Annotated in this window: 16 protein-coding genes and 1 tRNA gene; 10 read left to right on the top strand and 7 right to left on the bottom strand. The window is 70.9% G+C overall.

What is annotated here, in order from left to right; translation table 11 throughout:
• Positions 1 to 1,635, bottom strand: a 1,635-nt coding sequence (locus ACFWEP_RS16705) for a potassium/proton antiporter (protein WP_387370860.1), incomplete at its 3' end; no start/stop codon positions are given.
• 278 nt (positions 1,636 to 1,913) lie between these two features.
• On the opposite strand from ACFWEP_RS16705, the gene ACFWEP_RS16700 reads away from it, so the two are divergent.
• Positions 1,914 to 4,673 (top strand): penicillin acylase family protein, encoded by a 2,760-nt coding sequence (locus ACFWEP_RS16700; RefSeq protein WP_387370858.1) that lies wholly within the window; start codon positions 1,914 to 1,916, stop codon positions 4,671 to 4,673.
• Positions 4,674 to 4,700: 27 nt separating this feature from the next.
• On the opposite strand, the gene ACFWEP_RS16695 is transcribed toward ACFWEP_RS16700, so the two are convergent.
• Positions 4,701 to 5,306 carry a 5-formyltetrahydrofolate cyclo-ligase gene (locus tag ACFWEP_RS16695; RefSeq protein WP_387370856.1) on the bottom strand — a complete coding sequence of 202 codons (606 nt, stop codon included), beginning with the start codon at positions 5,304 to 5,306 and terminating at the stop codon, positions 4,701 to 4,703.
• Between the two features lie 94 nt (positions 5,307 to 5,400).
• Between ACFWEP_RS16695 and galU the strand changes: the two genes are divergently transcribed.
• The 7 genes from galU to ACFWEP_RS16660 all read left to right on the top strand — a co-directional run bounded on the left by galU (position 5,401) and on the right by ACFWEP_RS16660 (position 11,016).
• Entirely contained in the window at positions 5,401 to 6,303 is a 903-nt protein-coding gene (galU, locus tag ACFWEP_RS16690; RefSeq protein WP_387370854.1) for a UTP--glucose-1-phosphate uridylyltransferase GalU, read from the top strand.
• A gap of 4 nt (positions 6,304 to 6,307) precedes the next feature.
• A complete protein-coding gene (glp, locus tag ACFWEP_RS16685; RefSeq protein WP_387370852.1) occupies positions 6,308 to 7,618 on the top strand; it encodes a gephyrin-like molybdotransferase Glp in 1,311 nt (436 codons plus the stop codon).
• Between the two features lie 119 nt (positions 7,619 to 7,737).
• Entirely contained in the window at positions 7,738 to 8,238 is a 501-nt protein-coding gene (gene moaC / locus ACFWEP_RS16680; RefSeq protein WP_387370850.1) for a cyclic pyranopterin monophosphate synthase MoaC, read from the top strand.
• A complete protein-coding gene (locus ACFWEP_RS16675; protein WP_387370848.1) occupies positions 8,235 to 8,786 on the top strand; it encodes a molybdenum cofactor biosynthesis protein B in 552 nt (183 codons plus the stop codon). Before moaC ends, ACFWEP_RS16675 begins: the two co-directional genes overlap by 4 nt.
• 17 nt (positions 8,787 to 8,803) lie before the next feature.
• Positions 8,804 to 9,409, top strand: coding sequence for a GNAT family N-acetyltransferase (locus tag ACFWEP_RS16670; RefSeq protein WP_387370846.1), 606 nt, complete (start codon positions 8,804 to 8,806; stop codon positions 9,407 to 9,409).
• Positions 9,410 to 9,541: 132 nt separating this feature from the next.
• The gene (gene glpR, locus ACFWEP_RS16665; protein WP_387370844.1) at positions 9,542 to 10,813 is read left to right on the top strand and encodes a gephyrin-like molybdotransferase receptor GlpR; all 1,272 of its coding nucleotides are present in this window, start codon (positions 9,542 to 9,544) and stop codon (positions 10,811 to 10,813) included.
• A 129-nt stretch (positions 10,814 to 10,942) separates the two neighbouring features.
• Positions 10,943 to 11,016: transfer RNA gene (locus tag ACFWEP_RS16660), tRNA-Ala, on the top strand.
• A 692-nt stretch (positions 11,017 to 11,708) separates the two neighbouring features.
• On the opposite strand, the gene ACFWEP_RS16655 is transcribed toward ACFWEP_RS16660, so the two are convergent.
• Entirely contained in the window at positions 11,709 to 12,227 is a 519-nt protein-coding gene (locus ACFWEP_RS16655) for a hypothetical protein (RefSeq protein WP_387370842.1), read from the bottom strand.
• A 187-nt stretch (positions 12,228 to 12,414) separates the two neighbouring features.
• Here ACFWEP_RS16655 and ACFWEP_RS16650 point away from each other — a divergent pair, with 187 nt between their 5' ends.
• Entirely contained in the window at positions 12,415 to 13,296 is an 882-nt protein-coding gene (locus ACFWEP_RS16650) for a barstar family protein (RefSeq protein ID WP_387370840.1), read from the top strand.
• Positions 13,297 to 13,311: 15 nt separating this feature from the next.
• On the opposite strand, the gene ACFWEP_RS16645 is transcribed toward ACFWEP_RS16650, so the two are convergent.
• The 4 genes from ACFWEP_RS16645 to ACFWEP_RS16630 form a co-directional block, all read right to left on the bottom strand.
• Positions 13,312 to 13,812 (bottom strand): DUF4265 domain-containing protein, encoded by a 501-nt coding sequence (locus ACFWEP_RS16645; protein ID WP_387370838.1) that lies wholly within the window; start codon positions 13,810 to 13,812, stop codon positions 13,312 to 13,314.
• Between the two features lie 773 nt (positions 13,813 to 14,585).
• Positions 14,586 to 15,461 (bottom strand): hypothetical protein, encoded by an 876-nt coding sequence (locus tag ACFWEP_RS16640; protein WP_387370836.1) that lies wholly within the window; start codon positions 15,459 to 15,461, stop codon positions 14,586 to 14,588.
• Between the two features lie 517 nt (positions 15,462 to 15,978).
• Complete coding sequence (locus tag ACFWEP_RS16635) at positions 15,979 to 16,677, bottom strand: response regulator (RefSeq protein ID WP_387370834.1); 699 nt, start codon at positions 16,675 to 16,677, stop codon at positions 15,979 to 15,981.
• Positions 16,674 to 17,885, bottom strand: a complete 1,212-nt coding sequence (locus ACFWEP_RS16630) for a sensor histidine kinase (RefSeq protein WP_387370832.1) — start codon at positions 17,883 to 17,885, stop codon at positions 16,674 to 16,676. The genes ACFWEP_RS16635 and ACFWEP_RS16630 overlap by 4 nt, the downstream gene beginning before the upstream one ends.
• A 448-nt stretch (positions 17,886 to 18,333) precedes the next feature.
• On the opposite strand from ACFWEP_RS16630, the gene ACFWEP_RS16625 reads away from it, so the two are divergent.
• Entirely contained in the window at positions 18,334 to 19,362 is a 1,029-nt protein-coding gene (locus tag ACFWEP_RS16625; RefSeq protein ID WP_387370830.1) for a CPBP family intramembrane glutamic endopeptidase, read from the top strand.
• Positions 19,363 to 19,517: the final 155 nt, after the last annotated feature.

The raw sequence follows: 19,517 nt of genomic DNA, 5'->3' as shown, positions 1-19,517 counted from the left end.
CTTCTCCGGACGCCCCGGGGCGTCCGGAGCACGGGCGGCCCCGGCCGCGCGGGCCGCCGCCGCGCTGCCGCGCCGGGCCTTCGGTTCGGGCGGGGGCCCGTCCACCGCGCCGCTGAGCCGCTGCATCGTGTTCGCGAGCCGGTCCAGGTGGGTGGCCCGGGCGAGCCGGGCCACGGCGTCGCCGTCCGCCGCGCCGCCCGCACGCTGCCCCGCGCCCAGCCAGCCGGCCAGCTTGCCGCCCTCGCCGACCGCCCGCAGCCGGGCCTCGGTCGCGTCGCGCACCGGGTCGGTCGAGACCACCAGGAGTTCGTCGCCGCGCCGCAGCACGGTCGCGGGGGCGGGCACGAAGCTCGTACCGTCCCGGACCACCAGCGTGACGGCGGAGCCGGCCGGGAGGCGCAGCTCGCCCACCTCCACGCCGTGCATCTTCGACCGCGCCGGGATCGCGACGGAGAGCAGGTGCCCGCGCAGCCGTTCCAGGGGAGCGGACTCGATGCCCAGGTCGGCGGCTTCGGACGGGTCCTCGGCGATCTTCAGCGCCTTGGCGAGCCAGGGCAGTGTCGGGCCCTGGATCAGCGTGTAGACGATGACCAGCACGAAGACGATGTTGAAGACGCGGGTGGAGCCGTCGATGCCGGCCACCATCGGGATGGTGGCGAGGATGATGGGGACGGCGCCGCGCAGCCCCGCCCACGACATCAGGGTCTTCTCGCGCTTGGGCAGCCGGAACGGCGCCAGGCTCAGGAAGACCGAGAGCGGCCGGGCCACCACGGTGAGCACCAGGCCCACGACCACCGCGGGCCAGAAGTCGTCGAGCAGGTCGTGCGGGGTGACGAGCAGGCCGAGCAGGACGAACATGCCGATCTGGGCGAGCCAGCCGAGCCCGTCGGCGAAGCCCCGGGTGGCCGGCCAGTGCGGCAGTTTGGAGTTGCCGAGCACCATGGCGGCCAGGTAGACGGCGAGGAACCCGCTGCCGTGCGCGATGGCGCCCTCGGCGTACGCCGTGACCGCGATGGCCATCACGGCGATCGGGTAGAGGCCGGAGGCGGGCAGCGCGACGTGGCGGAGCGCGTAGGCGCCGAGCCAGCCGGCGGTGAGGCCGATGGCCGCGCCGATGGCGAGCTCCAGCGCTATCTCGCCGATCAGGACGTACCAGTGCTCGACCGGGCCGATCGTGGAGAACGCGAGGACGAGGATGACCACCGGGGCGTCGTTGAAGCCGGACTCCGCCTCCAGCACGCCCGTTATCCGGGAGGGCAGCGGCACTCTGCGGAGTACCGAGAAGACGGCCGCCGCGTCCGTCGAGGACACGACCGCGCCGATGATGAGCGCCTGCTTCCACTCCAGCCCGACGAGGTAGTGCGCCCCTGCCGCGGTGACTCCCACGCTGATGCCCACGCCCACGGTGGAGAGCACGGCCGCGGCCGGAAGCGCCGGCCTGACCTCTTTCCATTTCGTGCCCAGTCCGCCCTCGGCGAGGATCACGACCAGCGCGGCGTAGCCGATCACCTGGGTGAGTTCCGCGTTGTCGAACTGGACGTCGAAGATGCCGTCCTGCCCCAGCGCGATGCCGATCCCGAGGTACAGGAGCAGGCTGGGGAGCCCGCTGCGTGACGAGATCCGGACCGCCGCCACCGCGACGAGCAGGACGAGCGACGAGACCAGCAGGAGTTCGTTGAGCGTGTGGACAGTCAGGGCGCGCTTCCTTCCCCGCGTACGACCGCCGGGCAGGTTCCCGGCGGGTAGGTACTTCGTTACCTTACCTAATCTTTAACGTTTTCTTGACGCCTTCGATTTTGTGTACGACCTGTGCGCGGATGGCCGCAGCCCCCCACCGCGTCCGAGTCGGATCGGCGCTGCGCCTATGGTTGCCCTTGCACTCCCAGGACCACCCTGCCCCGCGAAGGACAGCGATGCCCGCCAACACAACCGTCTCTGCCGGTCCTTCCGCTGCGAAGAAATCCGGCCGGAAGAAGGGGCGACGTGCCCGCCTCATCGTGATCGTCCTGGTCCTGGCGCTGGTCGCGGGCGTCGGGTACGGCGCGTACTGGTCCGTCGCCACGGTCCGGGCCTCGTACCCGCAGACCACCGGAACGATCGAGGTCCCCGGCCTGACCGGAGACGTCGAGGTCAAACGCGACGACTACGGCATCCCCCAGGTCTACGCGGACACCGACGCCGACCTCTTCCGCGCCCAGGGCTTCGTCCAGGCGCAGGACCGCTTCTACGAGATGGACGTCCGCCGTCACATGACGGCGGGGCGGCTCTCCGAGATGTTCGGATCCAGCCAGGTCGAGACCGACTCCTTCCTCCGCACGCTCGGCTGGCGGAAGGTCGCGCAGGAGGAGTACGACAAGGTCCTCAGCGCCGACACCAAGAAGAACCTCCAGGCGTACGCGGACGGCGTCAACGCGTATCTGAAGGGCAAGGACGGGAAGGACATCTCCGTCGAGTACGCGGCGCTGAACCTGACCAACGACTACAAGCCCACCGAGTGGACCCCGGTCGACTCGGTCGCGTGGCTGAAGGCGATGGCCTGGGACCTGCGCGGCAACATGCAGGACGAGATCGACCGCTCGCTGATGACCAGCAGGCTCACGGCGAAGCAGATCGCGGACCTGTACCCCGAGTACCCGTACGCCAAGCACGAGACGATCGTCGGCGAGGGCGCGGTCTCCTCCGTCACCGGCGAGTTCGACCCGGACGCCGAGGCGAGCGACTCCACCGTGGACGGGGACACCGTCGCCGGTGCCACCGAGGGGCTCAACACCCAGCTCGGCGCGCTCTCCGACACCCTGGACGAGATCCCGGCGCTGCTCGGCCCGAACGGCAACGGCATCGGGTCGAACTCCTGGGTCGTCTCCGGCTCCCACACCACCACCGGCAAGCCGCTGCTGGCGAACGACCCGCACCTGGCGCCGATGCTGCCCTCGCTCTGGTACCAGATGGGGCTGCACTGCCGCGAGGTCTCGGCGAAGTGCCAGTACGACACCGCCGGATACACCTTCTCGGGCATGCCCGGTGTGATCATCGGCCACAACCAGGACGTCGCCTGGGGGCTCACCAACCTCGGTGCCGACGTGACCGACCTCTTCCTGGAGAAGGTCTCCACCGACGGCTACCTCTACGACGGCAAGACGGTCCCCTTCACCACCCGTGAGGAGACCATCAAGGTCGCCGGCGGAAAGAGCCGGAAGATCACCGTCCGCGAGACCAACAACGGTCCCGTCGTCTCGGACCGGAGCGGCGAACTGGAGAAGGTCGGCCAGAAGGCCCCGGTCGGCGGCGCCGCCCCCGACCGCGCTTCCGGGTACGCCGTCTCGCTGAAGTGGACCGCGCTCCAGCCCGGCCACTCCATGGACGCCGTCTTCGAGCTGGACCGCGCCGACGACTTCGCGTCCTTCCGCGAGGCCGCCGAACACTTCGAGGTCCCCTCGCAGAACCTCGTCTACGCGGACACCAAGGGCAACATCGGCTACCAGGCACCCGGCTGGATCCCGGTCCGCAAGTCCGGTGACGGCACCATGCCGATGCCCGGCTGGTCCTCGAAGTACGGCTGGGAGAAGGACCCGATCCCCTTCAGCGAGCTGCCGTACGAGTACAACCCGGAGCGCGGCTACATCGTCACCGCGAACCAGGCGGTCGTGGACGAGAAGTACCCCGAGCTGCTCACCAAGGACTGGGGCTACGGCACCCGCAGCCAGCGCATCAACGACCTCATCGCGTCGAAGATCAAGGGCGGCGAGAAGATCTCGACCGACGACATGCAGAAGATGCAGATGGACAACACCAGCGAGATCGCCGCGCTGCTGGTGCCCAAGCTGCTGAGCATCAACATCGCCGACAAGGACGTCCGCGAGGCGCAGAAGCTGCTGGAGGGCTGGGACTACACCCAGGACTCCGACTCGGCCGCCGCCGCGTACTTCAACGGCGTCTGGCGCAACATCCTGATGCTGGCCTTCGGCGACAAGCTGCCCAAGGAGATGCGCGTCGAGGGCGACTGCATCTACGTCACCCGGGCCGACTCCACCGGGCCCGTCGACGAGCAGAACAAACTCGTCCGCGAATGCGGCCAGCGCGACGCCGACTCGGCGCAGCCGGACGGCGGCGACCGCTGGAACGAGGTCGTCTCCAAGATCCTGGACGACCAGGACAACGACTGGTGGAAGGTGCCGGCCCAGGGTCGCGAGACCGCCATCAACAACCGCGACCAGCTCTTCGCCCGTGCCATGGACGACGCCCGCTGGGAGCTGACCGCCAAGCTCGGCAAGGACATCTCCACCTGGAGCTGGGGCCGGCTGCACCAGCTGACGCTGAAGAACCAGACCCTCGGCACCTCCGGTCCCGGCCTGCTCCAGAAGGCCCTGAACCGCGGTCCGTGGAACCTCGGCGGCGGTGAGGCGGCGGTCGACGCCACCGGCTGGAACGCGGCCGGCGGCTACGACGTCATCTGGGTGCCGTCGATGCGGATGGTGCTGAACGTCGGTGACTGGGACAAGTCCCGCTGGATCAACCTGACCGGCGCCTCCGGGCACGCGTTCAGCGCGCACTACACCGACCAGACGGACAAGTGGGTCAACGGCGAGCTGCTCGACTGGTCCTTCGGCGCCGAGGCGGTCAGCGCCTCGACGGCCGACACGCTGACCCTCAAGCCGGCGGCGGCCACCGGCTGAGCCGGGGCCGGAGCGCGCGACGGCCGGTCACCGGTCGAAGCGGCGCGTTCCGGCCGGAGTGACGACGGCGTCCACGGGGTGGTCGTGCGGTTCCGCCGGAACCCGTGCGACCACCTCGTCGTCGTACAGCAGGACCACCAGCGCCGGGTGCGCTCCCGCCGCGGCGAGCCGGGCCAGCACCCGGTCGTAACTGCCACCGCCCCGGCCGAGCCGCATCCCCCGGGTGTCGGCCGCGAGGCCGGGCAGCAGCACCGTGTCCGCGTCGAGGACGGCCGCAGGGCCGAGCCGGGGGCCGCCGGGTTCGAGCAGCCCGCGCCGCGCCTTCAGCAGCCGGTCCGGACCCTCGTACTCCGCCCAGTCCAGGTCGTCGTCGGGCAGCAGCACGGGCAACAGGACGCGCACGCCCCGCGCCCGCAGCAGGTCGAGCAGCGCGCGGGTACCCGGTTCGCGCCCCACCGACACATACGCGGCGACGGTCCGGGCGTCGGAGAGTTCGGGCAGGGTGAGCGCGGTACGGGCCAGGGCGGCGGCGGAGGCGGCGAGTTCCCCGCCCGTCAACGCCGCCCGCGCGGCGAGGAGCTCGCGCCGCAGGGAGATCTTCATGGACGGGGCGTCGGCCGGCTCGTAGGTCATAGGATGCTCACACTTTTCTCATATGGGTGCGTATGACCATAAAGTTAACCAGTGGATCATCGTCCGTTCGTGCGCAACCGTTATGGTTCTGCGCATGACTCAGTCGACATCCAGGATCAGCAAGGCCGTCATTCCGGCCGCAGGTCTGGGTACCCGCTTCCTGCCGGCCACGAAGGCCACTCCCAAGGAGATGCTGCCCGTCGTCGACAAGCCGGCCATCCAGTACGTCGTCGAAGAAGCCGTCACCGCGGGCCTCTCCGACGTACTGATGATCACCGGACGCAACAAGCGCCCGCTGGAAGACCACTTCGACCGGAACTACGAGCTGGAATCCGCGCTCACCCGCAAGGGGGACGCCGAACGCCTCTCGAAGGTACAGGAGTCCAGCGACCTCGCCACCATGCACTACGTCCGCCAGGGCGACCCCCGCGGCCTCGGCCACGCCGTGCTGTGTGCCGCCCCGCACGTCGGCGACCAGCCGTTCGCGGTCCTGCTCGGCGACGACCTGATCGACCCCCGCGACGCGCTGCTGGCGCGGATGGTGGAGATCCAGGAGCGTGAGGGCGGCAGCGTCGTCGCGCTGATGGAGGTGGATCCGGCGCAGATCCACATGTACGGCTGCGCCGCGGTCGAGGACACCGCCGCAGACGGCGTCGTCCGGGTCACCGGCCTGGTGGAGAAGCCCGACCGGGCCGACGCGCCCAGCAACCTCGCCATCATCGGCCGGTACGTGCTCGACCCCGCCGTCTTCGACATACTCCGACGGACCGAACCCGGCCGGGGCGGCGAGATCCAGCTCACCGACGCCCTCCAACTGCTCGCGGCCGACGAGAGGATCGGCGGGCCCGTGCACGGCGTCGTCTTCAAGGGGCGCCGCTACGACACGGGCGACCGGGGCGACTACCTCCGTGCCATCGTCCGGCTCGCGTGTGAACGCGAAGACCTGGGCCCGGACTTCCGTACCTGGCTCCGCCGTTACGTCAACGAGGAGATGTAGCACTGTGAGCAGCACGATCTGGTCGGTCGACGAGCACCTCGCCGACATCCTGGGCGCGGTCGGGCCGCTCGAACCCATCGAGCTGCAACTGGCCGACGCCCAAGGGTGCGTACTGGTCGAGGACGTCGTGGTGCGGATCGCGCTGCCCCCCTTCGACAACAGCTCCATGGACGGCTACGCGGTCCGGGTCGCCGACGTCACCGGCGCGAGCGAGGAATTCCCCTCGGTGCTCACCGTCGTCGGCGACGTGGCGGCCGGCAGCGACGGGCTCCCCGACGGCGGGGCGGTCGGCCCCGGCCAGGCCGCCCGTGTCATGACCGGCGCCCCGCTGCCCAAGGGCGCCGAGGCGGTGGTCCCCGTCGAATGGACGGACGGCGGTACGGGCGAGGGACCCGCCGCGACCATGCGCGCCCACCGGGACGCCCCGGAGGGGGCGAGCGGCGAGGTCAGGGTGTACCGCGCCGCCGAAGCCCGTGCCCACGTCCGGGCCTCCGGCAGCGACGTGAAGCCGGGTGATCTGGCCCTCGCGGCCGGGTCGGTCCTCGGCCCGCCGCAGATCGGCCTGCTCGCCGCGATCGGCCGCGCCACCGTCAAGGTCCGCCCCCGCCCCCGCGTGGTCGTCGTCTCCACCGGCAGCGAACTCGTCCAGCCCGGAGAAGAGTTGACGGGCGGCCAGATCTACGACTCCAACAGCTACGCGCTCACCGCCGCCGCCCGCGACGCCGGTGCCCTCGCGTACCGCGTCGGGGCGGTCACCGACGACGCCGAGACCCTGCGCACCACCATCGAGGACCAGCTCATCCGGGCCGACCTGGTGGTCACCACCGGAGGCGTCAGCGTGGGCGCGTACGACGTCGTCAAGGAGGCGCTCTCCTCGGTGGGCGACGAGGACGAGCCCGGCAGCGGCATCGACTTCCGCACGCTCGCCATGCAGCCCGGCAAGCCCCAGGGCTTCGGCTCCATCGGCCACGACCACACCCCGCTGCTGGCTCTCCCGGGCAACCCGGTCTCCGCCTACGTCTCCTTCGAGCTCTTCGTCCGCCCGGCGATCCGCGCGCTGATGGGCCTCGAAGAGGTGCACCGGCCCACCGTCCGCGCCGCCCTCACCACCGCCGGGCCGCTCACCTCCCCGGCAGGGAAGCGCCAGTTCCTGCGCGGCACCTACGACGAGGTGTCGGGCACCGTCGTCCCGGTCGGCGGCTCCGGCTCGCACCTGATCGCCGCACTGGCGCGGGCGGACGCGCTGATCGTGGTGGACGAGGACGTCACCTCCGTGGAGCCCGGCACGGAGACCGAAGTGATCCTGCTCCGCTGAGACGGCCACGGTGGCGGTACGGTGTCTGCCGCTGCCTCACCGGGGGACGTACCCCGGGCCCCCGGCCCGCACTCCGGGTCCGAGCGGGCGAACGGCGCCCTACCGCTAGGCGGAGTGAGTTGAGTACGCAGAACAGGCTGACGCACATCGACGAGGCGGGCGCGGCCCGCATGGTCGACGTCTCGGCGAAGGACGTCACGGCGCGCGTCGCCCGGGCCAGCGGCCGGGTCCTCGTCTCGCCGCGGGTGATCGAACTGCTGCGCGGCGAGGGAGTTCCCAAGGGCGACGCCCTCGCCACCGCGCGGATCGCCGGGATCATGGGGGCCAAGCGGACCCCCGACCTCATCCCGCTCTGCCACCCGCTCGCCGTCTCCGGCGTCGAGGTCGACCTGAGCGTGGCGGACGACGCCGTCGAGATCAGCGCCACGGTGAAGACCACGGACCGCACCGGCGTCGAGATGGAGGCGCTGACGGCGGTCACGGTCGCCGCGCTCACGGTGATCGACATGGTCAAGGCGGTCGACAAGGCCGCGGTCGTCACCGACGTACGGGTCGAGGCCAAGTCCGGCGGCAAGTCCGGCGACTGGGTGCGCCCGGAGCCGAGCGGAGCGGAAGCGTGAGCGCCTTCGGCCTCCCGCCCGCGGGCAGCGACCCGTCCGAGGGCCCCGGCCCGGCCCCGTACACCGCCCTCGTCATCACCGCCTCCAACCGTGCCGCCGCGGGTGTCTACGCCGACAAGGGCGGTCCGATCCTCGTCGACGGACTCACCGCCCTCGGCTTCGCCACGGACGGACCGCTGGTCGTGCCGGACGGCGAGCCGGTGGAGCTGTCGCTGCGCGCCGGGATCGCGGGCGGATACGACGTCATCCTGACCACCGGCGGCACCGGTATCTCGCCCACCGACCTCACCCCGGAGATGACCCGGCGGGTGCTGGACCACGAGGTGCCCGGAATCCCTGAGGCGATCCGGGCCGAGAACCGCGCCGCCGTGCCGACCGCGGCGCTCTCCCGAGGGCTCGCCGGGGTCGCCGGGCGCACGCTGATCGTGAACCTGCCCGGTTCGACCGGCGGGGTGCGCGACGGGCTCGCCGTCCTCGGCCGGATCGTGACGCACGCAGTCGACCAACTGCGCGGCGGCGACCACCCCCTGCCCGGGAGCCCGTCCTGAACGCGCACCTCTGGCCGGTGCTCCTCAGGGACGGCGAGGTGACGCTGCGGCCGATACGCCTGCGGGACCAGAACGTCTGGCGCGAGGTCAACCGCCGCAACCGCGACTGGCTCCGCCCCTGGGAGGCCACCGTCCCGCCGCCCGTCCCCGGTGGTCCGGTGATCCGCCGGCCCACGTACCGGCAGATGGTCCGACACCTGCGCTCCGAGGCGAGAGCCGGGCGGATGCTGCCGTTCGCGATCGAGTACGAGGGCCGCCTCGTCGGCCAGTTGACCGTCGCGGGCATTACCTGGGGCTCGATGTGTTCGGCGCACATCGGCTACTGGGTCGACCAGGAAGTCGCGGGTCGCGGTGTCATGCCCACCGCCGTGGCTCTCGCCGCCGACCATTGTTTCCGCCGGGTCGGGCTGCACCGCATCGAGATCTGCATTCGCCCCGAGAACAGACCGAGCCGCCGGGTGGTGGAGAAACTCGGATTCCGCGAGGAAGGGCTGCGCCCCCGCTATCTGCACATCGACGGCGCCTGGCGGGACCACTTCGTCTATGCGCTCACGTCGGAGGAAGCGGCCGACGGGCTGCTCCGGCGCTGGCACCGGTCGAGACCGGGTACGCGCTCCCCATAAATCAAATGCATGTTCGAAATAAACACCTTGTCGTCGCATTAAGCACCGGCGACGTCACTCGTTGGTCTGAACAATCACAAAAAAGGCCCGTGATATCAGCCTGATCGTGCGACACACCGTGGCAATTGGCGGATGCCGCCGTGCAAACCCCTCTACGGTGTGAGCGTGAGCAGCAGCGGCCTCATCTACGCAGTCATCGTCGGTGCCTGGGCCGCCTACTTGGTGCCGATGTGGCTCCGAAGGCAGGACGAACTCAACGAAGCGCGTCCGACGGAACGCTTCAGCACCGCCATCCGGCTGCTGTCCGGACGGGCGGCGATGGAGCGTCGTTACGCCAAGGGGTTGCGGGAGCGTGGCGCCGAGGAGGCGGAACCGGTCGTCGACCCGGACGCCGAGACGGACCGGATGGAGTCCGTCGACGTCCGGGCCTTCGCCGCGCCCGGGGCGCACACCGAAGCCAGGATCCTCGATCCGGCGCACGCTCCCGGGCGCGCGTCCGGACGCCCGGCGGTGGAGCAACCGGCACACCCGGGCCACCCGGCGCATTCCGCGCAGGAGCGGAACGAGCCCCGCAACCGCCCTGCGGCGCACCGCCCGTCCGCCGGGCGGCCTCCCGAGCAGCGGGTCGCGCCGTCCGCGGCCGCGCCGTCGGCGCAGCGCGCCCGAGGGGGAGCCGAGGACGCCGAACGCGTCCGTCGCGCCCAGCGTTCCCAGGTACTGGCCCGGCGCCGGCGTACCACCAGCGTCCTCTTCCTGGTCTTCACCGCCGGCGCGATCGTCGCGGCGGTCGGCGGCCTCGCCTTCCTCTGGGCTCCCGCCGCGCCCGCGGTGATGCTCAGCGCCTACATCGTGCACCTGCGCGCCCAGGAGCGGAGGCGGTTCGTCTTCACCATGGACCGCCGCCGGGCCGAGGACGCGGCGCAGCGTCTGCGCGAGAACCGCCCGCGCCGCCATCAGCAGACGGCGCCCGCGGCCGAGACCGACGAGGAACCCGACGCGCACCGTCCGGCCGACCCGGTGCCCGTACCGACCGTCTCCCCGCAGGAGGCCGGCCGCCGGGCGCTCGTCGAGCAGACGGACCACGCGGAGTGGGTGGACCAGCAGCGCGAACGAGGCCGGGCTCAGGGCGACAGCTGGGAGCCGGTCCCCGTGCCGCTGCCGACGTACGTCACCGCCCCGGTCGCCCCGCGCGCCTCCGGCGGCGTCGAGGTCAACGATCCGGAGACCTGGAGCGCCGCCCGCTCCAGCACCGCCGAGCCCGCCCCGCCGGACCCGGCCCTCCCGGACGTGGACCAGACCCCCCGCCACCGGCCCGACGCCCGCCGCACCCGCGACCGGGGCCGCACCCCTCTCTTCGACCAGTACGACGACGAGGAGGACCGACCCCGTGCCGCCAACGAATGACGGCAGCGGGACGGTCCTTCCGCCCGGGAGTGTCCGGGCCGGTGACCCCCCGGAACCCGACGCCGCTGACCAGCGGGGAACGGATTTCCAAGCACCCCCTGAAGGGTGCTAGAGTTTCACTCGTCGCAAGGGCCTGTGGCGCAGTCTGGTAGCGCACCTCGTTCGCATCGAGGGGGTCTGGGGTTCAAATCCCCACAGGTCCACAGACGACAGTTCGCGAGTAGCTCTCGTGGACGTCACAAGATCCCGTCCGGTCGGAAGACCGGGCGGGATCTTGGCGTTTCCAGGGTCTGTTCGAGGTGGTGTCCGAACGCGATCGGTGCCGGAGGCGGTTGCGGGCGGTCGTCGGCCTGATGTTTCGGGGTGGTTCGGGTGCGTGAGGCGTTTCTGGGCTGTACGCGGGCGTGCGTGATCCCAGCCTGTGGTGCTCGGCTCTCAGATGGTCTCGCGGATCTCCGGCCGTATGGGCGGCGGCAGCCCGGCCGCGTCGGGGGGCGTGGATGCCGATCCAGCGAGCGCGGCGACTGGAGGTAGTGCCGGTCCTGGCGGAACGTGTCGAGCTTGCCGAGGGCGCCGGGTCGGACGGTGATCGTGGGCTTCTGGCAGATCCGAGGCAGCTCGTCCTGGGCAGGGGCCGCAACCGTTCACCTTGAGGGATCGGGACGGTGGGCTTGGCCGCACTGCGTGGGGCGGTAGCCCGCTTATCCGTGAAGTCGACCACGGCCGGCCGTGGCGCCGGGACGCGGTGGACCTGGTTGAAGGGAACACACCACGGCGGGCGAGGGCCCAGTGGCCGGGCACTGGAGCCTGATCGCGTCCGCGCTCGTCGGCGGACTCCTTGAGCTTGAGGAGGTATGGTTCCCGGCCTGCGATCCGCTCGCTGAGCTCGGTGCCGTCAGCGAGGTCGCGTACGGCCTTGTCGTTGAGCCCCGTGGTCGCGTGGGCCGGTGCGGGCGGCATGGCCGGGCAGGCGAATCCGTCGACGGGAAGGGCACCTTGGTGGGTGCCCCGGATGCCCCGGTGCTGCTGTTTGTAGTCGGGAACCAGTTGGTCGGCCCAGGGTGCGGACCGGCTGGGCGAAGTGCTCGGTGATCTCGTCGGTATAGGCGCGGTCGGCGGCCAGCAGCCCTTTCGGGAAGCCGAACGGGGCAAGCTGGGTCAGGGAGTGGACCGCGTTCGGGCCGATGCGCTTGCCCGGGGTGTCCAGGACGGGGCCGAGCGCCAGTTGCGGACGGCGGCTGACGCGTTCACAGGCATGCAGGTGTCCCGCGCGATGTCGTCGGCTGGCAGCGACCAGAAGACTGGCGGAGTGAGCCAGCCGCTCTTCGGCCGCCGCGACCTTCTCGCGTAGCGTGTCCAACTCGCCACGCACAAGCGTCTCTTCCTGATCCAAACGCTCGAACAGTGGCGTCATCGCGGCACCGCCTTCGCTTGCCCATCCCGGAGCCCGATGGCACTCCGAGCCCCAGTCAAACGTAGGGGCGGGCACAGCAAGATCGCAGAGGTTGACCGCAGATGTCCCCAATCGACCGCCCGCGATCGCCTTGCGCTCGCATCCCTCCAACAGACGACAACTTCCGTCCGCACCGTAGGGTCGGAGCATGCCGACCGAAGACAGCCCGCGCCCCACGGCCAAGCACTGGCAGGACTGCACGGACGTGTACGACTTCCTGGATCAGATCCGGCTCCGGCCCGGCATGTGGGTCCCCGGCGGATCGCTTCTGCACCTGCAGTCCTTGCTCAGCGGCTACCGGGCAGCGCTCGGTGTGCACGGCATCGAGGAATCCTTCGCCTTCTGGCCCGAGGACGACTTCAACCGCTGGCTCCGAGAGCAACGCGGCATCGCCGACTCCCTCACCTGGGCAGCCGAGATCGAACGCGACACCCCCGCCGGCTCGACTCCGGTCGAGGAGTTCTTCCGGCTGCTGGACGCGTACCGGAGGGAATCCGCCCAGAACTCGACACCTGACGCTGCCTCGACCCGCTTTCCCGGCATCGAGTACATGAGCAACACCTTCGTCACCCTTTTCTGGCGCCGACGGCTCCTCACGGAAGCCGAACTGAGGCTCGAAGAGCGCGGCTTCCGCGTCGTCCGCCTCGTCGCGGGCGACTGGGCCTCCGAGCAGGACATGCACAGGGACGTTGCCGCCGCGCTGCAGTTCCCCGACTACTACGGCCACAACCTCGACGCGCTCAACGACTGTCTCGGCGATGTGGCCTGTTACGGCCCGTACGACGACTCGCCAGAAGGCACTGGGCTCGTCCTGTCCATCACCGATTACGACCGCTTCACCGCCGCTTGCCCGCGAGAGGCCCAGATCGTTCTGGACATCGTCGCCAACCAGGCCCGCCATGCGTCGGTACTTCAGCGTCGTTTCTTCAGCCTGCTCCACAGCAACGACCCGGACATCCGGTTCGAACCGGTCGGAGCCATGCCCGTCATGTGGAACAGAGACGAATGGGCTGACGCCAACCGTCGGTGAGAACGCGGGGATGCATCAGGGCACGTCTAACCGCTGTGGGGCTTTCATCCGAACGCCTTCCCCGTCGACCTCCCCCCGGATGATGTCGTCGCTGGCAACCCCGCGCACGAACCACGGGGTGTTGTCCAACCGCACCGTTCCATCACCGAGATCCACCGCCCACAAACTTTCGGCGGGCAGAAACGCGGTCGTGGCCGACGGCGACGGTGGGGTAGAACGGCCGACATGACAGTCTTCTGCTGCGCGAAGTGCGGTGTCCAGCTCACACCGGACCTTCAGGAGCTTCCAGAAGTCCCCGACGCCTTCGTGCACGACAAGGAGCGCGACCGAAGAACCCGGCTCTCGCCCTCGACCGTCTCGCGCGGCCACTACGCCATCGACACCGAGCCGTGGGGAGCCCCCTTCGCGGCTCCGGACCCCATGCAACCGAGCGCTTCCGGAAGCCGCACTCTGCTCATGCCGCCCGACATGACGGGCATGGTGTCCGCAGGGCCCAGGAACTCCGTGGCCGTTCATCCGGATGACATGTCCACCCTCCGGCTGATCGAGGCCTCGGACATCCACTGGGGGTGCTGCGGGCCACTCGGAACCGGAGGCCGCAACATGGCATGTGCCTGCGGGACACTTGTGGCTACCCTCGCGGCAGACTGCCTGGGCCCACATGAACTGCACCTCGATCCGATCCGTGTGTACGCCTGTACGCCCGTCTCGCCGACGTGATCACAGATCGCTCGGACACCGCGGCGAAGCTCCCGGCACAGTTGCAGGTACCGGGCACCTGCATGCGCACGATGACTTGAGGGCCTGGAGCTGCTGGTCGTTTCAACGGGCCGGCCGTCGCGGCCCGGACCGTGCCGGGTCAGACGTCGAGGCGGTGAAGGACCTGGGTGAACTCGTCGGACTCGATCAGACCGGTGAGTGCCCGGACCATGTTGCTGATGCCAGGATCGCGGACGATCAGACCGTCCGAGCACCAGAAGTAGCGGCCTCCCAGGGCTTACCCGCTTTCGGCCCATTTCGCCATGACGGCCTCGACTTGTCCGAGGGTGATGATGGTCGCGCTCCAGCGGGATCCGTCCTCCAAGTCCACGAAGACGTCGATATTGTCCACAGATTCCAGATCCTCGCCGGAATTCGGCAGGAAAGCGGCTTCGAAGTGCTCAGTGCGAACCCTGTACCAGGGCCCGTCCCAGCGGCCCGGCTGTGTGCTGTGGCTGATCGGGCGAGTGTGCTGGGCTGAACTGTCTGGCTCAACTGGGTTCTCCGGGCACCTTCATGCCGGGCGTGGTTCACAGGTCAGGGTCGTACGGCGGGATGGTCCAGCGCAGTACCGTTTCGCCCGCGCGGGCTTCAAGGGTGGCGGGGTAGACCTGCCCATGGCCCCGCTCCCCGTGGTGGCGTATGGAGTGGTCCCCGGGATCCCAGCCGAGACCGAGAACTGGGCATCCATCGAGGGCGATGGCACCCGCCAGCAGTGGGTGGCTCCAGCCGGCTCGGTTGAACAGGTGGAAGTCGGTGTGGGCGTCGACGGCAACCATCAGCCCGTTGCCGGGGCCTTCTCGGGTCCAGGTTCGGAGCCGTTCGGCGACCGCTTCGGCCTCGGCCAGGGAGAGGTCGAGCCACCCGAGCGGCCCGTGTCCGCCGGGGTGCTGTGGGATGCGGTCACCGCCGAACTGCGCATGGACGGCGTCTTCGTACTTGCCCCAGTAGGTGACGTCCGCGAGACCGTCGGTGGACTGTCCGTCCAGACCGGTGAAGTCGTCCAGCGCCGCAGCGTCGCCGAGGACCATGCCACATCGGTCGACCGGCAGGTCGCCGAGGTGCAGGGGTTCGCCGTCATCGGGGCCGACCCAGGGCCGACCGAGGCCGACCTCCAGGACGGCGATCGTCGGTTCCCCATCGAATGGCGAGGCCGATGTCTGGGCCCGAACCCGCAGGGGCCGGTCCGCGGCGGCTGCTACAGCGATCGCCTCGCACATCCAAGCAGACGGCTCACCGTCCTCGGGTCCGTGCAAGTGCCCGCCGCCGGTGGCTATGACGGCCCGGGCCCGCTCGGACAGCGGCTGGCCCACCTGCGGCCAGTAGTCGATCCAGCCCGCCATTCCCAGCACGAGCATCCCGGAGGGCGCGGTGACGGTGCCAAGGTGGACATCGGTCTCGGTCATCCGCTGATTGAACAGGCACGGAACCGAAAGGATCAAGATGCCGCCGCGTCCGCGGCCCGTGTGGAGTGGTCCTGCGGGGTGCGCTGCTGCGCAGGAGCGGGCCGAGGTGCAGGTGGCGGTCCCTGCGACGGGACACGAGTGGCCGCCCCATCAGCGGGAAACGATCTCCGGGCAACTGGGAGTCTGCAACTGCTTCTGTCCCGCCTGGCCAGCAGTACTCGTGAACACCCCACAGACGACAGTTCGCGAGTAGCTCTCGTGGACGTCACACGATCCCGCCCGGTCGGAAGACCGGGCGGGATCGTGGCGTTGGGGCGGTTTCGGAAGTGGCGCCGTCCGCCCGGAGGGCGTGCCAGGCGTCGCCCGGCAGGCGGGACTTTCGGAACACGCCCTGGGGGGCACCTGGCCCGGGAGGCGGCCCGCCTCCCCGGACTCGGGTTCTCCCGCGTCTCCGGGTCGTCCCCGTGTCCGGGGTGCCGGGGCCGACACGCCCTGGTGCGGACCGGAAGGCCGGACGTCAGGCCCGGTCGCCTCCCGGGGCAAGTCCCGCCCGGTACGCCAGCACCACCGCCTGGACGCGGTCGCGGAGTTGCAGCTTGGTGAGGATGCGGGAGACGTAGGTCTTCACGGTCTCCGGGCTGAGGACCAGTTCGGTGGCTATCTCGGAGTTCGACAGCCCCTCGCTGATGAGGAGGAAGACCTCGCGTTCGCGCGGGGTGAGCGCCGTCAGGCGGTCGCGCTCGGGGGACGCGGGGGCGCCGGCCGGGCGCAGCCGTTCGGCGAAGCGACCGATCAGGGTGCGCGTGACGACCGGGGACAGGAGGGACTCGCCACGGGCCACGGTACGTACGGCACCCAGCAGTTCGTCCGGTGCCGCGTCCTTCAGCAGGAAGCCACTGGCGCCCGCGCGCAGGGCCTCGTACACGTATTCGTCGACGTTGAAGGTCGTGACGACCAGGATCTTCGCCGGGTCGAGTGCGTCGGGGCCCGCCAGGTGGCGGGTGGCCTCGATGCCGTCGAGCAGGGGCATGCGGATGTCCATCACGACGACGTCGGGTCTCAGCTCCTCCGCCAGCCGGATCGCGGCCCGCCCGTCCGCCGCCTCCCCCACGACCTCCATGTCGGGCTGGGCGGAGAAGATCGTGACGAATCCGGCGCGTACGAGGGCCTGGTCCTCGCAGACCAGCAGTCTGATCGTGGTGGGCGCGGCGCTCATGCGGCACCTCCCGCCGGGATGCGCGCGTGCACCCGGAACCCGCCGTCCGGAGCGGGGCCCGCCGCGAACTCGCCTCCCAGCATCTCCACCCGTTCCCGCAGCCCGGCCAGACCGCGGCCTCCCGAGACGTGCGGGCCGTCACCCCGCGCGGCGGCGGGGGAGGACGCACCGCCGATCGCGCCGGCGGTGGTGATCTCGACGTCCGTCCAGCCGGGGGTGTGCGCCAGCCGTACGCGTGTCCGGCGTCCCGCCGCGTACTTCACGGCGTTCGTCAAGGACTCCTGCACGACGCGGTAGGTGGTGAGTCGGGCTGCCATCGCCATGTCCGGTTGTTCTCCTTCCTCGGCCAGCTCGACCGGCTGGCCACCCGCACGGGTCTGTTCCACCAGGTCCGGCACCCGGCCCGGCATCGGCGTCCGCTCCCGCGGCCCCGGCTCACCGGTCGCCTCCAGCACGCCGAGCAGGAAGCGTAGTTCGGCCAGCGCGCGGCGGCCGGTGCCGTTGATGGCGTCGAGCGCCTCGTCGAGACGCTCGGGCGCCCCGGTGAGGTACTTCGCCGCGCCGGCCTGGACGACCATCGCGGTCACGTGATGGGTGACCACGTCATGCAACTCCCGTGCCAGGCGGCTGCGTTCCTCGGCGATGGTCGCCTGCGTGGCGAGCCGCCGCCGCTCGGCCTCGTGCGCCCGCCGCTCGCGGACCAGGACGCCCAGGCCCCACACCACCGCCAGGACCGCGTAGTAGAGCAGGAAGTCGCCCACGTCGTCGGGCGAACCCAGCGCGTGCAGGACGACGCAGAAGACCGCGTACCCTCCCGTCGCCGCCAGCGCGACGGAGCGGCGCAGCCGGTCCTGGTGGGCGCCCGTCGAGTACAGCGCGATGTACAGCCCCATGCTGCCGAAGGTCGCCGGGGCGCCGAGGGACTCGTGGACCGCGAACGAACCCGCGGTCACCGCGAGGCAGACGGCGGGCCACCGGGTGCGCACCGCGAGCGGCAGGGTCTGTCCCAGGGTCAGCAGCACACTCGCGACGGAGGCCTCGTGGGTGGGGAGGTCGCCGAACCGCGCCCCGATCCCCGACAGCGGTGCCGCGAACGACAGCAGGGTGAAGACGACGGCGAACTCGCGGTCCCTGAGGGCGGCGGGGCGCGATCCCCACCACCGGGCCAGCAGGCGGAGTCGGCCCAGGGCGTCGCCCAGTGGGTTCACGGAGGATGCCGTGCCCCCGGGGGCGCCAACTGCTCGGTCTTCCATACCTCGTCCATGATCGGTGGGTCCGATCGGAGGGCCCGATCGGTGGCTGCGGCGACTGGCGCACCGGTCCGGCACCGCTGAACGGCCGCTGGGGAAAGCCCACTTACCCCGCCAGCCCGCGTCCCCGGCCTTCGGCGTGGAGCGGGGGCCGAGCGGTCGCACCGCCTCGCACGGCCTCGCACGGCCTCGCACGGCCTCGCACGGCCTCGCACGGCGACCGTAGTGCCTGGTGACGGGCGGGGGCATCCCTCCGGAGGGGGAGGGCCGGGTAGCTCGCCCGGGGGACCGGCCCACGCGCCAAGTGCCCACCCCACGGTGACGATCCGAAGGGGGCGCGGCCCGTAGTTTTCCGGCATCGGGAACGCGGACCGCCCGCTGCGAGCGGGACCTTGAGGAGGAAGCCATGCTGTTCAGCAAGCCTTCGTCGGCGGCGCAGCCGTCCGGCGGCGACGCCCGTCCGACCGCGGCCGCCGGGGAGAGCACCGGGCGCCCCGCGCGGTGGGCGGCCTCCGCGTGGGTGCGCCTGCCGGTGATGTTCGTGGCGATGCTGGCCGTGGACGCGATCGCCGCCGCGATCAACGGCGCGGCCGACGGTACGGCGTTGACCGCCTTGATCACCGGGGTGGTGACCGGCGGGCTGGCCGTGGCCGCGTACGTCGCTCTGGTGCGCTACCTGGAGGGCCGCCGCAGGCCACGGGAGCTCGCACTGGACCGGGCGCGGCCGGAACTGCGCCAAGGGGCCCTGCTCGGGCTGGGCCTCTTCTCCGTCACGATCGCGTCGGTCGCGCTGGTCGGCGGCTACCACGTCCAGGGCTGGGGCTCGATCGGTGGCGCGCTGACCACCCTGGGGCTGATGAGCTGCCTGTCGGTGGCCGAGGAACTGGCCTTCAGGGGAGCGCTGTTCCGGGTGCTGGAGGAGAAGACGGGGACGTACGGGGCGGTGGCAGTCTCGGGGCTCGCCTTCGGCTCCCTGCACCTGGTCAACAAGGACGCGACCGTCTGGGGCGCGCTGGCCATCGCCGTCGAGGCCGGGCTGATGTTCGGCGCGATCTACGCCGCCACCCGGTCGCTGTGGCTGGTGATCGGCGTGCACCTGGGCTGGAACATGGCGGAGCAGGGCATCTTCGGTACCGCCGTCTCTGGCTCCGGGACCGGCACCGGAGGTCTGCTGGACGCTTCCGTCAGCGGGCCCGACATCCTGTCCGGCGGGGCCTTCGGCCCGGAGGCCAGCGTCTTCGCCATCCTGGTGTGCGCCGTGCCCACGGTGCTGTTCCTGATGACCGCCAAGCGCAGAGGCCGCGTCTTTGGGCCCGGCGAGTCGGCGCGGGCACGGTGGGCCGACCAGGCAGGTCGGGCCGACGGTGCAGGTCAGGCCGACGGCGCAGGTCGGGCCGACGGTGCAGGTCGGGCCGAAGAGGCACGGCACGGCTGAAGGGGCACGGCACGGCTGAAGGGGCACGGCACGGCTGAAGGGGCACGGCACGGCTGAAGGGGCACGGCACGGCTGAAGGGGCACGGCACGGCTGAAGGGGCACGGCACGGCTGAAGGGGCACGGCACGGCTGAAGGGGCACGGCACGGCTGAAGG

The sequence above is a fragment of the Streptomyces sp. NPDC060198 genome, assembly GCF_042728415.1.
GTDB lineage: Bacteria > Actinomycetota > Actinomycetes > Streptomycetales > Streptomycetaceae > Streptomyces.
Note: the sequence above shows the minus strand (reverse complement) of the source record. Positions and strands in the feature narration are given on the sequence as shown.

Coding starts and splice junctions, on each gene's coding strand:
- galU (WP_387370854.1), top strand. CDS start 5,401: ATGACTCAGTCGACATCCAGGATCAGCAAGGCCGTCATTCCGGCCGCA.
- ACFWEP_RS16695 (WP_387370856.1), bottom strand. CDS start 5,306: ATGACCTACGAGCCGGCCGACGCCCCGTCCATGAAGATCTCCCTGCGG.
- ACFWEP_RS16635 (WP_387370834.1), bottom strand. CDS start 16,677: ATGAGCGCCGCGCCCACCACGATCAGACTGCTGGTCTGCGAGGACCAG.
- ACFWEP_RS16640 (WP_387370836.1), bottom strand. CDS start 15,461: ATGACCGAGACCGATGTCCACCTTGGCACCGTCACCGCGCCCTCCGGG.
- ACFWEP_RS16655 (WP_387370842.1), bottom strand. CDS start 12,227: ATGACGCCACTGTTCGAGCGTTTGGATCAGGAAGAGACGCTTGTGCGT.
- ACFWEP_RS16645 (WP_387370838.1), bottom strand. CDS start 13,812: ATGAACGGCCACGGAGTTCCTGGGCCCTGCGGACACCATGCCCGTCAT.
- ACFWEP_RS16700 (WP_387370858.1), top strand. CDS start 1,914: ATGCCCGCCAACACAACCGTCTCTGCCGGTCCTTCCGCTGCGAAGAAA.
- ACFWEP_RS16650 (WP_387370840.1), top strand. CDS start 12,415: ATGCCGACCGAAGACAGCCCGCGCCCCACGGCCAAGCACTGGCAGGAC.
- glpR (WP_387370844.1), top strand. CDS start 9,542: ATGCCGCCGTGCAAACCCCTCTACGGTGTGAGCGTGAGCAGCAGCGGC.
- ACFWEP_RS16625 (WP_387370830.1), top strand. CDS start 18,334: ATGCTGTTCAGCAAGCCTTCGTCGGCGGCGCAGCCGTCCGGCGGCGAC.